A 13,154-nucleotide genomic window follows, 5' to 3' on the forward strand; every position below is an offset into this window, starting at 1 on the left:
GCGCGCGACGCTCGCGCCGAGGCAGTCCCGCGGCCCTCCCGATCGGGGAGCCGCCCCTCCTCCACCACCGCGGGCCAGCGACGTCCCGATCAGCCATCACCCCCGTGAGGACGGTTCCCATGGCCTCCGCCCAGCCATCGCCCCAGGTCCCCGTCGTGCCCTTCCTCGGCGCACCGACGGCCCAGGGGATGTACGACCCGTCCGCCGAGAAGGACGCGTGCGGTCTTGCGATGGTCGCCACCATGCGCGGCACCGCCGGCCACGACATTATCGATGCCGCCCTGAACGCACTGCGCAACCTCGAGCACCGCGGAGCCGTCGGCTCCGACGCAGGGACGGGCGATGGCGCGGGCATCATCACCCAGATCCCGAATGAGTTCCTGCGCGCGGTCGCTCCGTTCGAGTTGCCGCCGCTCGGCCAGTACGCGGTCGGCAACGCCTTTCTGCCCGTCGACGTCTTCGAGCGCGAGCGCGTCAAGGCGACGATCGCCGAGATCGCCCGGGAAGAGAACCTCTCGGTGCTCGGCTGGCGCTCCGTCCCGGTGCAGCCCGACGAGATCGGCACGCTCGCCCGCGCGGCGATGCCCGCGATCGAGCAGCTGTTTCTCACGAGCGACCTGACCGACGAGAGCGGCGTCCCCCTCGCCTCCGTCCGCCTGGACCGCCTGACCTTCCGCCTGCGCAAGCGCGTCGAGCGCGAGCTCGAGGTGTACTTCATGTCGCTGTCGAGTCGCACTCTCGTCTACAAGGGCATGGTGACGACGCTCCAGCTCGAGCCCTTTTACCCCGATCTCTCGGACGAGCGCTTCGCCTCGAAGCTGGCGTTGGTGCACTCGCGCTACTCCACCAACACGTTCCCGTCGTGGCCGCTGGCGCAGCCGTTCAGGATGATCGCGCATAACGGCGAGATCAACACGGTGCAGGGCAACCGCAACTGGATGCGCGCCCGCCAGTCGCAGTTGAAGAGCCGCGAGCTGGGCGACCTCTCGCCGCTGTTCCCGATCGTCTCGCCTGGCCGGAGCGACTCCGCCTCATTCGACGAGACCGTCGAGCTGTTGAACCTCGCCGGCCGCTCGCTCCCGCACGCCGTGATGATGATGGTGCCCGAGGCCTGGGAGAACCAGGACGGCGCCCTCGACCCCCAGCGCCGGGCCTTCTACGAGTACCACTCGATGCTCATGGAGCCGTGGGACGGTCCGGCCGCGATCGTCTTCACCGATGGTGAACTCGTCGGCGCGACCCTCGACCGCAACGGCCTCCGCCCCGGCCGCTACGTCGTCACCGACGACGGACTCGTCGTGCTGGCGAGCGAGATCGGCGTGCTCGACATCGACCCGGCGACGGTGGTCCGCAAGGGTCGCCTCCAGCCCGGTCGGATGTTCCTGGTCGACACCGAGCAGGGCCGCATCGTCGAGGACGAAGAGATCAAGGGGCAGCTCGCCGCCTCAGGCCCCTTCTCGGAGTGGCTCGAGAAGGGCCGGATCAATCTCAAGGACCTGCCAGAGCGCGAGCACATTGTGCACACGCCCGCGTCTGTCAACCGCCGCCAGCGCACCTTCGGCTACACCGAGGAGGAGGTCCGCCTCCTGCTGCTGCCGATGGCGCGCGCCGGTGCGGAGCCGCTCGGCGCGATGGGTTCAGACACCCCGGTCGCGGTGCTCTCGAAGCGCCCGCGCCTGCTGTTCGACTACTTCACCCAGGCGTTCGCGCAGGTGACCAACCCGCCGCTCGACTCGATTCGCGAGGAGGTCGTCACGTCGCTCCGCCTCGGGCTCGGGCCGTCGCGCAACCTGCTGGGCGCTGGCGCTGAGCACGCGCGCCAGGTGGTCCTCGACTTCCCGGTGATCGACAACGACGAGTTGGCCAAGATCCAGCACATCGCGCCGCGTCCGCTCAGCCACATCACGACGACCATCCGCGGCCTCTACCGGGTCGACGCGGGTCCGCGCGCCATGCAAGACCGGATTGACGCGATGTGCGACGAGGCCGATGAGGCGATCGCCGCGGGCGCGCAGTTCCTGGTGCTCTCGGACCGCGACTCCACCAAGGACCTCGCCCCGATCCCGTCGCTGCTGATGGTGGCCGCTGTGCACCACCACCTCATCCGCACCGAGAACCGGATGCGCGTGGGCCTCGTGGTCGAGGCCGGCGACGTCCGCGAGGTGCATCACGTCGCCACGCTCATCGGCTACGGCGCCTCCGCGGTGAACCCGTACCTCGCGATGGAGACCTGCGAGCAGCTGGTGCGCAGCGGCATGATCTCGGACCTCTCTCCCGAGAAGGCCGTGAAGAACGTGATCAAGGCGCTCGGCAAGGGCGTGCTCAAGATCATGTCCAAGATGGGCATCTCGACCGTGTCGAGCTACGCCGGTGCGCAGACGTTCGAGGCCGTCGGGCTCAGCCAGGCTTTCGTCGACCAGTACTTCACGGGCACCGTCTCGAAGCTCGGCGGCATCGGGATCGACGTGGTCGCGGAGGAGAACGCTGCCCGTCACCGCGCGGCCTACCCCGAGGACGGCGCGGTCGTCGCCCACGAGCGCCTGGCGGTCGGCGGCGAGTACCAGTGGCGCCGCGACGGTGCCCCGCACCTGTTCAACCCGGACACCGTGTTCCGCCTGCAGCACTCGACCCGCAACCGCCGCTATGACGTGTTCCGCGAGTACACGAAGATGGTCGATGACCAGGCCGGCTCGCTGATGACCCTCCGCGGCATGTTCCGGCTCGACACAGCAGGGCGCACCCCCATCCCGATCGACGAGGTCGAGCCGGTGGAGGCGATCGTCAAGCGCTTCTCGACGGGAGCGATGAGCTACGGCTCCATCTCGCCCGAGGCACACGAGACGCTCGCCATCGCGATGAACCGCCTGGGCGCGAAGTCGAACACGGGTGAGGGCGGCGAGGACACCGAGCGCCTGCTCGACCCTGAGCGCCGCTCCGCGATCAAGCAGGTCGCCTCGGGCCGCTTCGGTGTCACGAGCATGTACCTGACCCACGCCGACGACATCCAAATCAAGCTCGCCCAGGGTGCCAAGCCTGGCGAGGGCGGGCAGTTGCCGCCGACCAAGGTCTACCCGTGGATCGCCCGCACCCGGCATGCGACCGCCGGCGTCGGCCTGATCTCGCCGCCCCCGCACCACGACATCTACTCGATCGAGGACCTCAAGCAGCTGATCTTCGACCTCAAGCGGGCGAACCCGTCAGCGCGCATCCACGCGAAGCTGGTGAGCCAGTCGGGCATCGGAGCGGTCGCCGCCGGCACCGCGAAGGCCCTCGCCGACGTCATCCTCGTCTCGGGGCATGACGGCGGTACCGGCGCGAGCCCGGTCAACTCGCTCAAGCACGCGGGCACTCCCTGGGAACTCGGCCTGGCCGAGACCCAGCAGACGCTGATGCTCAACGGCATGCGCGACCGCGTGGTGGTGCAGGTCGACGGCCAGATGAAGACCGGCCGCGACGTCGTCATCGGCGCTCTGCTCGGAGCCGAGGAGTTCGGCTTCGCGACGGCTCCGCTGATCGTCGAGGGCTGCATCATGATGCGCGTGTGCCACCTCGACACCTGCCCGGTGGGCGTCGCGACGCAAAATCCGGAGTTGCGCAAGCGCTTCACCGGGAAGCCGGAGTTCGTCGTCAACTTCTTCGAGTTCATCGCCCAGGAGGTGCGCGAGTACCTCGCGCAGCTCGGCTTCCGGAGCATCGACGAGATCGTCGGGCACCGTGAGCTGCTGGATGTCGACCATGCGATCGAGCACTGGAAGGCGAGCGGCCTCGATCTCACGCCGATCCTCGTGGGCCCCGTGTTCACGGCGGAGGAGCCGCGCCGGCACGGCCGCGCGCAGGAGCACGAGCTCGAGCAGCACTTCGACAACGATCTGATCCGTCTCGCGGCGAACGTGCTCGATCATCGCGGCACCGTCGCCATCGAGCGCGAGATTAAGAACACGGAGCGCGCGGTCGGCACGATGCTCGGCCACGAGGTCACCGTCCGCTACGGCGAGAACGGTCTGCCTGCCGACTCCATCGTCGTTTCGCTGCGCGGTTCCGCTGGTCAGTCGCTCGGAGCGTTCCTCCCGGCGGGCATCACGCTGCGTCTCGAGGGCGACTCGAACGACTACGTCGGCAAGGGGCTCTCGGGCGGCCAAATTGTCGTCCGCCCCGACCGTCGCAGCACCTTCGACGCCTCCGCCAATGTGATCGCGGGCAACGTCATCGGGTACGGGGCAACCCAGGGCACGATGTTCATCCGCGGGATGGTCGGCGAGCGCTTCCTGGTTCGCAACTCCGGTGCGACAGCGGTGGTCGAGGGAGTGGGCGACCACGCGCTCGAGTACATGACGGGCGGCCTCGCGGTCATCCTCGGCGAGACCGGGCGGAACCTCGGCGCCGGCATGTCGGGCGGCACCGCCTACATCCACGGCCTGCGGCGTGAGCTCGTCAACCGCGACGCCCTCGCCTCGGGCGAACTGACCCTCTCCGAGCTCGGCAGCGCCGATGCGGAGATCCTGCGCGACCTGCTAGAGCGCCACGTCGCCGAAACCGAGTCGACCCTGGCGCAGGGGATGCTCGACGACTTCGACGGGACCGTCTCGCGTTTCGTCAAGGTACTGCCCCGCGACTTCGCCGCGGTGCTCGCGACGCGCGCATCCGCTGCCGAGGAGGGGCTCGATCCTGACGGCGACGTCGTGTGGGGACGAATTCTGGAGGTAACCGGTGGCTGATCCCAAGGGGTTTCTGAAGGTGCAGGACCGGGAGTTGCCCAAGCGGCGCCCCGTGTCCGTGCGCCTGATGGACTGGAAAGAGGTGTATGAGCAGGGCGACTCCGCCGTACTGCGCCGCCAGGCGGGCCGCTGTATGGACTGTGGCATCCCGTTCTGCCACAAGGGCTGCCCGCTCGGGAACCTGATCCCGGAGTGGAACGACCTGATGTGGCGCGGCGAGGGCCGACAGGCGATCGAGCGCTTGCACGCGACCAATAACTTCCCGGAGTTCACGGGTCGGCTGTGCCCGGCGCCGTGCGAGTCGTCCTGCGTGCTCGGCATCAACCAGCCGGCCGTCACCATCAAGCAGATCGAGGTCTCGATCATCGATCAGGCGTTCGGCAATGACTGGGTGCAGCCGCACCCGCCCGAGCGTCTGACCGGCAAGACCGTCGCGATCGTCGGCTCCGGTCCTGCGGGCCTCGCCACCGCGCAGCAGCTCACCCGGGCCGGGCACACCGTTGCGGTCTACGAGCGCGACGACCGCATCGGCGGGCTCCTGCGCTACGGCATCCCGGACTTCAAGATGGAGAAGAAGCACCTTGAGCTGCGACTGAACCAGATGAAGGCCGAGGGCACCCGCTTCCGCGCCGGCGTCGACATCGGCTCCGACATCACCTGGAACGACCTGCGCGCCCGCTACGACGCGGTCGTGATTGCCACGGGCGCACTCGTGCCGCGCGACCTGCCCATCCCGGGCCGTGACCTCGACGGAGTGCACTTCGCCATGGAGTACCTGGTGCAGTCAAACCACGCCATCGCGGGCGACCGGGTCTTCGAGCAGATCTCCGCCGAGGGGAAACACGTCGTGATCCTCGGCGGAGGCGACACGGGAGCCGACTGCATCGGGACGGCGCACCGGCAGAAGGCCGCCTCGGTGACGAACCTGGCGATCGGTCAGCAGCCGCCGTCGGAGCGCCCGGACAGCCAGCCGTGGCCGATGGACCCAACGGTGTTCGAGGTCTCGAGCGCGCACGAGGAGGGCGGCGAGCGGATGTTCCTCGCCTCGACGGTGGAGTTCCTCGCGAACGAGGGCGGCGAGGTCCGCGCCGTGCGCGTGGCCGAGACCGAGTACCTCGACGGACGCCGCGTCCCCAGGGCCGGCACCGAGCGCGAGATCCCGGCCGATCTGGTCCTGCTCGCCCTGGGCTTCACCGGCCCGGAGTCGGACCATCTCGGTCGCCAGCTCGAGGTGCCTTTCACCGAGCGCGGCAACGTGGCGCGCGGGGACGCCTTCGAGACGAGCGCCCCCGGAGTCTTCGTCGCCGGCGACGCCGGTCGGGGACAGTCCCTGATCGTCTGGGCGATTGCGGAGGGCCGCTCGGTCGCGGCCGAAGTCGACCGCTATCTCGAGGGCACCACGCAACTGCCCGCGCCTGTGCGTCCGAACGACCGCGGCTTCACGCTCTAGTCCCGTGGACGCGATAGTCTCGCCCCGCCAGAAAACCAGCTCACCCTCCCTGCTAACCACGCGCCTCCGGGCACAGAACAACGGAGCACCCCCTCAATGAGACGAGCGAAAATCGTCGCCACCCTCGGCCCCGCCACGTCGTCGTACGAGACCATTCGTGCGATCATCGACGCCGGCGTGGATGTGGCTCGCATGAACCTTAGCCACGGCAGCTACGACGTCCACGAGGGCGTCTACCGCATCGTTCGTCAGGCGGCGGACGACGCCGGTCGCGCGGTCGCGGTCCTGGTCGACCTACAGGGTCCGAAGATCCGCCTGGGCAAGTTCGAGGGCGGCCCGTACGCTCTCGCCGAGGGTGACGTCTTCACGATCACCACGGAAGACGTCCTCGGCACCAAGGAACTCTCCGGCACCACCTTCAAGGGCCTGCCGGACGACGTGAACCCGGGCGACATGCTCCTGATCGACGACGGCAAGGTCGCGGTCCGCGTCACCGCCGTCGACGGCCCGCGCGTCGTCACCGAGGTCGTGGTCCCCGGCAACGTCTCGAACAACAAGGGCATCAACCTGCCCGGTGTCGCCGTCAACGTCCCTGCGCTCTCGCAGAAGGACGAGGACGACCTGCGCTGGGCGATCCGCCTCGGTGCCGACATCATCGCGCTCTCCTTCGTGCGCAGCGCGAGCGACATCGTCCGCGTGCACGAGATCATGGCGGAGGAGGGCCGCAAGGCTCCCGTGATCGCCAAGATCGAGAAGCCGCAGGCGGTCGACAACCTGCAGGAGATCATCGACGTCTTCGACGGCATCATGGTCGCCCGCGGTGACCTGGGCGTCGAGCTTCCCCTCGAGGCCGTGCCGATCGTGCAGAAGCGCGCCGTGGAACTCGCACGGCGCTGGGCGAAGCCGGTCATCGTCGCCACGCAGATGCTCGAGTCGATGATCGAGAGCCCGCGCCCCACCCGCGCCGAGGCCTCCGATGTCGCGAACGCGATTCTCGACGGCGCGGACGCGGTCATGCTCTCGGGCGAGACCAGCGTCGGCGCGTGGCCCGTCGTCACCGTGCAGACCATGGCGCGCATCGTCGAATCCACGGAGGAACACGGCCTGGAGCGGATTCCGCCGCTCGGATCGAAGCCCCGCACCCAGGGCGGATCGGTCACCCTGGCGGCCGCTGAGGTTGCGGAGTTCGTCGAGGCGAAGTTCCTCTGCGTGTTCACGGAGTCGGGCGACTCGGTGCGCCGGATGACCCGCCTGCGCCACGGCATCCCGATCATCGGGTTCACGCCGGAGCCCGCCGTCCGGCGCCGGATGGCGCTCAACTGGGGTGTGCAGTCATTCGTCACGCCGCGCGTGAACCACACGGATGCGATGTTTGCGCAGGTGGACGCGGTGCTGCTGCGCGAGGGCCTCGCCCAGCCCGGCGAGATCGTCGTCGTTGTCTCCGGGTCGCCTCCCGGACGCGCCGGCACCACCAACGACATGCGGGTGCACGTCGTCGGCTCGTCCAGTTCGACCGACCGCGTCGAGAACTGGGACCACTGAGTCCACAGCAGGTCGTTTCCGCCGCGCCTGTTCGAGGTGACGGTCGTGTCGAGTCGTCGCGAGCGGTTGCTTCAGCACGACGAAGGCAGCCCTTCGTGACGAGTCGATCCGGCTGTGGTGCGAGGGTGCTAGACGAGTGTGATGCTGAAGGACTGCCTCCGCTGCTCGCCGGGGGCGAGGACGAGCTGGCGTGGCTTGTCGATGATGTCGCCGTCCCAGCCCTCCGGGGTTGGGATGCTCTTCCAGGGTTCGAGACAGACGAAGGGCGCGCCGACCGGCTTCCAGATGCCGACCACATCGAAGTCGCCGGTATCGACCTCGATGGAGTGGGCCGCTCCGTCCGCTTCGAGGCGGAGTGAGCGGCGGCGCGGCTCGTCGAAGATCATTACTCCCTCGTCGAAGTGCGCATCGGTGACCGTCAGCACTCCGTTCGTCAGTGGTGCGGGGTGGCGTTGGGCGACCAGCAGGTTCTCGGGGGCGCGGCGGTACCCCTCCGGTTCGGGCTGGGCGAAGCGGATGCGGTGCTCGCCGTGGCCGCCCGGGAGCGGCAGGGCGAACGCGGGGTGGTTGCCGACCGAGACTCCGAGCGTGGTCGTTCCGCGATTCTCGACGGTCTGGGTGATCCGTAGCGTCGATCCGGTGACCGCGTAGGCGACGAGCAGTGTCCAGTCGAAGGGGAAGACCGCCCGGGTCGCGTCGTCGCTGCGGAGCCGGAAGACGGCCTCGTCGCCCGAGACACCGGCGAGGTCGAAGACGCGGTCGCGCGCAAAGCCGTGCTGTCCCATTTGGTAATCGACCCCCTGGTGATGCAGGGTGTCGCCGGGCAGGCGTCCGATGATCGGGAAGAGCACCGGTGCGTGCCTGCGCCACTCGGGACCCGCCTGCCACAGGTACTCGCGGCCCTCACCATCGCGGAGCGACGTCATCTCGGCTCCGGCGGTGGTCAGCGCGAGACGGAGGCTGTCGCTGCCGAGGGTGAGAACGGTGGGCTCGGAGGAGTCGCTGCTGCTCATCCTCCGATTCTGCCCGCCGCGGCCGTGGGGGCGGGTGCCCGGGGAAGTGTGTCGGAGGTGCGTGACAGCATGGGGCGATGCCCTCCGAGTCGCCTTCCCCGTCCTTCTGGCGCGCCCGCGTCGGTGAGCTCAGCGGCTCGGTCGATGACGGCACAGCCCCCGTGCTCAGGCCGACCGTGCTCACGCCGATCGGTCTGCAGTTCGAGCTGCGGAGGCTCGTGCGTCGGGCTGACGATCCGTGGCGTGCACCGGCGAGCGAGCGGGTCACGGCCAGGGGGTACGACCCGCAGGAGCGACGGGAGCACCGCCTTGCGACGCGCCCCGTGGTCCAGGGCAGGGGAGGAGCCTGGAACCGCACGACCCTCACCTGGAAGTCGCTGAACTTCCAGACCCATCGGCTCTCCCTCGACCCGGGGCACCAGCGCTGGTTCGCCGAGTTCGCCGCCCTGCACCGCGCGACCCGCACGGTACATCTGGGGCAGGATCCCGACTGGATCCACCTTGACGACTACGAGAGCCCGCTGCTCTGGCGGCTCCTCGAGCAGGCGCAGGAGTCGGGCATCCGCTTGCTCGCGCCCGAGAAGGGCAGCGTCCGACTCGGTGGTCTTGTGCACGTGGGGGTGAGCGTGTCCGACGACTCCGGCACCCTGCACCTGCGGCCCGTTCTCCGCATCGACGGGGAGGAGTTTCCGCTCGAGTCGGCGCGGCCCGTCGCGCGACACGGCGTCTACGCGGTCGAGAGCGGCGACCCGTCGTCACTCCTCCTCGCCCCGGCACCCCTGCCCTTCGGCGACGAGGAGCTGCGGCTGCTCGATCATCCGGACGCGACCGCGGTACCCGCGCAGGATGTGCCCGAGTTCATCCGCGAGCATCTGCCCGCCCTGCGGAGCCGTGTCGCGCTGCGGGAGGAGGCCGTCGACCTGGTGCTCGAGGAACCCGAGCCGCCTCGCCTCGTCTGCACGGTGTCCTTCGAGCCCCGGCGGGTGGTGCGGGTCGGCTGGCACTGGCGGCGAACGCCGGATCGCGCGAGCGAGCTCGATGGCACGGCCGACCCCGCGCGTGAGCGGGCGGTCCTGCGCCGGGTGCGCTCGGTCCTGGCCGAGGCGGGGTCGACGCTCGTGCCGGAGCCGGGAGCGACCACCGTGCTGCGGGGCGCCGACGCGGCGGTGTTTGTGGTCGAGCAGCTCCCCGCACTCGAGATGGTGGGCGGTGTGCGCGTCGAGCGGGAGGGAGCCGCTCCCGACTACCGCCTCCTGAACGGGCCGCTCACGCTCACGATCACCGCCGTCGACACCGAGAACGCTGACTGGTTTGACCTCGGCGTCGTGGTGACGATCGGTGACGCGACCGTGCCGTTCCTCCCGCTCTTTCGCGCTCTCGCAGCGGGCGGCGACCGCATCCGACTGGTCGACCACTCCTACCTCTCGCTCGCGCACCCCGGTCTCGACCGGCTCCGCGAGCTGCTGGCTTGCGCCGACGAGCTCGACGAGTGGGAAACGGGTCCGCGCCTCGGCCGGCACCAGAGCGCCCTGTGGGACGAGCTGGAGGAGTTGGCCGACGAGAGCATCGCGTCCGACGCCTGGCGCGATGTGCTCGCCGCCGCCCTGGCCGCCGGCTCCCCGGAGGACGTGGCGCCGCCCGCGGGGCTGATCGCGCGGCTCCGCCCCTATCAGCGTGAGGGCTACGCCTGGCTGGTGCACCGCCTGGGCGCCGGGCTCGGCGGGATCCTCGCTGACGACATGGGGCTCGGCAAGACTCTGCAGGCGCTCGCGATGATGCTTCACGCGGTCGAGGAGGCGCGCCGCACCGACACGCGCAGGGCGCCGTTCCTCGTGGTCGCCCCCACCTCGGTCGTGTCCGGCTGGCGCGCGGAGGCCGAGCGTTTCGCTCCGGGCCTCAGCGTTCACGTCGTCGGCAGCGCGCGGGAGGAGTCGATCGCCGCGATCCCCGCCCACGCCGACGTCGTGCTCACCAGCTACGCGGTGCTGCGGCTCGGCGGCGAGCAGTGGGCGGCGCGGGAGTGGTCGGCGCTGATCCTCGACGAAGCGCAGTTCGTGAAGAATCCCGCGTCGCAGACCCATCGTGCGGCCCGAGGCATCGGCGCCCCCGTCACGATCGCCCTCACCGGCACGCCGCTCGAAAACTCGCTGGACGAGCTGTGGGCCGTGCTCGCGCTGGTCGCCCCCGGGTTGCTGCCTCCGCTCCGGAGGTTCCGGGAGGAGTACACCCGGCCGATCCTGCACGCCCAGGTGCCGATCGGCATCGTCTCGCCTCGATCGTCGCTTCGGCCGGGCCGGTCGGACGGGCGGACGCTTCCCCACGCGGAGGGCGCGCGACGCCGCCTCGAGCGCCTGCGCCGCCGGATCCGCCCCTTCCTGCTTCGCCGCACGAAGGAGGCGGTCGCCCCGGAGCTGCCCGAGAAGCAGGAGCAGACGATCGAGGTCGTGCTCACCCCGGCCCACCGCGTGCTCTATGACGGCTACCTCCAGCGCGAGCGGCGCAAGCTCCTCGGGCTTGTCGATGATCTCGACCGCCAGCGGTTCACCGTGTTCCGCTCGCTCACCCTCCTGCGCCTGCTCGCGCTCGACGCCTCGCTGGTCGATCCTGCCTACCGGCACGTGCCCTCCGCCAAGCTCGACGTGCTCGTCGAGCAGCTGGACGACGTCCTTGCCGAGGGGCGTCGGGCGCTCGTGTTCAGTACCTTCACCTCCTACCTGGAGCGGGCCGGGGAGCGGCTGCGGCGCCGCGGCATCCCCTTCGTCCAGCTCGACGGCTCCACCCGTGACCGAGCCGGAGTGATCGAGGAGTTTCGCTCGGGGGCGGCGCCGGTCTTCCTGATCAGCCTCAAGGCGGGCGGCACCGGCCTCACCCTCACCGAAGCCGACCACGTCTTCGTCCTCGACCCCTGGTGGAATCCCGCCGCCGAGGCGCAGGCCGTCGATCGAGCGCACCGGATCGGTCAGGAGCGCCGGGTCAACGTCTACCGGCTGGTCGCGAAGGACACGATCGAGGAGAAAATTGTGCGCCTCCAGGAGCGCAAGGGGCGGCTCAGTACCGCGGTGCTCGATGAGGGCGAGCTCTTCGCGCGGGCGCTGACAGCGGATGACGTGCGCGAGCTGCTCGCGGAATGACCGCGACCCCCAGGCCGCTCTCGACCGCATCGCGCGGCTGGATCGCGCGCCGGCCGGTGCCTCCTGAGCTGATTTTCCGAACACCTGTCCGGGAAGTGGTATGGTAGTGATAATGTCTTCCGTTCGCCTCGCCCCCGTGCACCCGGCGGACCATTCCTCTTCTTCGGGTGTTGCACATCCCGGGTCCGCAGATCCGCGCAGTCGGCGCACGCGCGGCCGGGTGTTCGACGCGGTCGAGCGCCTCGTCATGCAGAGCGGAGGAGAGCGGGCCGAGGGTATCGCCGTGAGCGACATCGTCCGCGAGGCGGGTATCAGCCGCAGCTCCTTCTACGCGCACTTCGACGACGCGGCCGCGGTCGCATCCGCGCTGCTCCGCGAAGACCTCCTGGTCGCCGACGTCACCGCGGGCGATGCTGGCGACCGCACCGGCGCGCAGGCGCTGCGCCGTGGCTACTCCCGCCTTGTCGAGCGCCTGGTCGACCGCCACGCGTTCCACGCTCGCCTGCGCGCTCGCGCCTCCGCCCGGGTCGCCTCCGACGACGCCGTTCTCGACACGGCCCTCGCCCTGCACCGCGCTGTGCTCGCCCGGGCCGACGTCCCGAGCACCGTCGATGCCGAGTTCACCGTCACGTTCGCCGCCGGCGGCGTGCTGGCCGTCGTGGGCGCCTGGCTCGCCGGCTCTCTCGACGGCACCGACGAGGAGCTGGTCGAGCACCTCGTCTCCCTTTTGCCGACGTGGCTCGTCGCGGCTCCGCTGTGCCACCCTGCCTCCCCACCCCCACTACGCCCCACGATGAAAGGCACGACATGATGACATTCGAGGTCGGCGAGACCCTGGTCTACCCGCACCACGGAGCGGTGACGATTACCGGGCTCGAAAAGCGCTCGGTCAAGGGCATCGAGAAGACGTTCATGACCATGAACGTGCACACCAGCGAACTGACGATCACCCTCCCCGTCGAGAACGCCGAACTCGTCGGTGTCCGCGAGATCATCGACGACGCTGGGGTCCAGGCCGTCTATGACGTCCTGCGCAGCGATGTTGCGGAGGAGGCCAGCAACTGGTCGCGCCGCTTCAAGGCCAACCAGGAAAAGATGGCGAGCGGCAGCGTCTACCGCGTCAGCGAGGTCGTCCGCGACCTGTGGCGTCGCGAGCAGGCGGGTGGCGTCTCGGCCGGCGAGAAGCGGATGCTCCTCAAGGCCCGTCAAATCCTGGTGTCCGAACTCTCGCTCGCCCTCAAGGGCACGGACGAGGAGGCCTCGGCCACCCTCGACGAGGTCCTCGCTTCGGCGATCTAACCTC

General features: G+C 69.7%; 7 protein-coding genes. 6 read left to right on the top strand and 1 reads right to left on the bottom strand.

Annotated elements, in window-relative coordinates:
* The first annotated feature begins 119 nt into the window (after nt 1–119).
* From gltB to pyk, 3 genes are all read left to right on the top strand, one after another.
* Nucleotides 120–4,715: a glutamate synthase large subunit gene (gene gltB, locus HRF29_RS01025; RefSeq protein WP_173243357.1), complete on the top strand. Its 4,596-nt coding sequence runs from the start codon at nt 120–122 to the stop codon at nt 4,713–4,715.
* The gene (locus HRF29_RS01030) at nt 4,708–6,165 is read left to right on the top strand and encodes a glutamate synthase small subunit (protein ID WP_173243360.1); all 1,458 of its coding nucleotides are present in this window, start codon (nt 4,708–4,710) and stop codon (nt 6,163–6,165) included. The genes gltB and HRF29_RS01030 overlap by 8 nt, the downstream gene beginning before the upstream one ends.
* A gap of 96 nt (nt 6,166–6,261) precedes the next feature.
* Nucleotides 6,262–7,707 (top strand): pyruvate kinase, encoded by a 1,446-nt coding sequence (pyk, locus tag HRF29_RS01035; RefSeq protein WP_173243363.1) that lies wholly within the window; start codon nt 6,262–6,264, stop codon nt 7,705–7,707.
* Between the two features lie 128 nt (nt 7,708–7,835).
* On the opposite strand, the gene HRF29_RS01040 is transcribed toward pyk, so the two are convergent.
* Nucleotides 7,836–8,720, bottom strand: a complete 885-nt coding sequence (locus tag HRF29_RS01040) for an aldose 1-epimerase family protein (protein WP_173243366.1) — start codon at nt 8,718–8,720, stop codon at nt 7,836–7,838.
* Between the two features lie 77 nt (nt 8,721–8,797).
* Here HRF29_RS01040 and HRF29_RS01045 point away from each other — a divergent pair, with 77 nt between their 5' ends.
* From HRF29_RS01045 to HRF29_RS01055, 3 genes are all read left to right on the top strand, one after another.
* Nucleotides 8,798–11,851: a DEAD/DEAH box helicase gene (locus HRF29_RS01045; protein WP_173243368.1), complete on the top strand. Its 3,054-nt coding sequence runs from the start codon at nt 8,798–8,800 to the stop codon at nt 11,849–11,851.
* A 112-nt stretch (nt 11,852–11,963) separates the two neighbouring features.
* Nucleotides 11,964–12,662 carry a TetR/AcrR family transcriptional regulator gene (locus tag HRF29_RS01050; protein WP_173243371.1) on the top strand — a complete coding sequence of 233 codons (699 nt, stop codon included), beginning with the start codon at nt 11,964–11,966 and terminating at the stop codon, nt 12,660–12,662.
* Nucleotides 12,662–13,150, top strand: coding sequence for a CarD family transcriptional regulator (locus HRF29_RS01055; protein ID WP_173245794.1), 489 nt, complete (start codon nt 12,662–12,664; stop codon nt 13,148–13,150). The genes HRF29_RS01050 and HRF29_RS01055 overlap by 1 nt, the downstream gene beginning before the upstream one ends.
* Nucleotides 13,151–13,154 lie beyond the last annotated feature (4 nt).

It is taken from the genome of Rathayibacter agropyri (assembly GCF_013249015.1).
GTDB classification, from domain to species: Bacteria; Actinomycetota; Actinomycetes; order Actinomycetales; family Microbacteriaceae; genus Rathayibacter; species Rathayibacter agropyri.

Excerpts from the sequence above, each read along its gene's own strand:
- gltB (WP_173243357.1), top strand. The coding sequence starts at position 120 with ATGGCCTCCGCCCAGCCATCGCCCCAGGTCCCCGTCGTGCCCTTCCTC.
- pyk (WP_173243363.1), top strand. The coding sequence starts at position 6,262 with ATGAGACGAGCGAAAATCGTCGCCACCCTCGGCCCCGCCACGTCGTCG.
- HRF29_RS01040 (WP_173243366.1), bottom strand. The coding sequence starts at position 8,720 with ATGAGCAGCAGCGACTCCTCCGAGCCCACCGTTCTCACCCTCGGCAGC.
- HRF29_RS01045 (WP_173243368.1), top strand. The coding sequence starts at position 8,798 with ATGCCCTCCGAGTCGCCTTCCCCGTCCTTCTGGCGCGCCCGCGTCGGT.
- HRF29_RS01050 (WP_173243371.1), top strand. The coding sequence starts at position 11,964 with ATGTCTTCCGTTCGCCTCGCCCCCGTGCACCCGGCGGACCATTCCTCT.
- HRF29_RS01055 (WP_173245794.1), top strand. The coding sequence starts at position 12,662 with ATGACATTCGAGGTCGGCGAGACCCTGGTCTACCCGCACCACGGAGCG.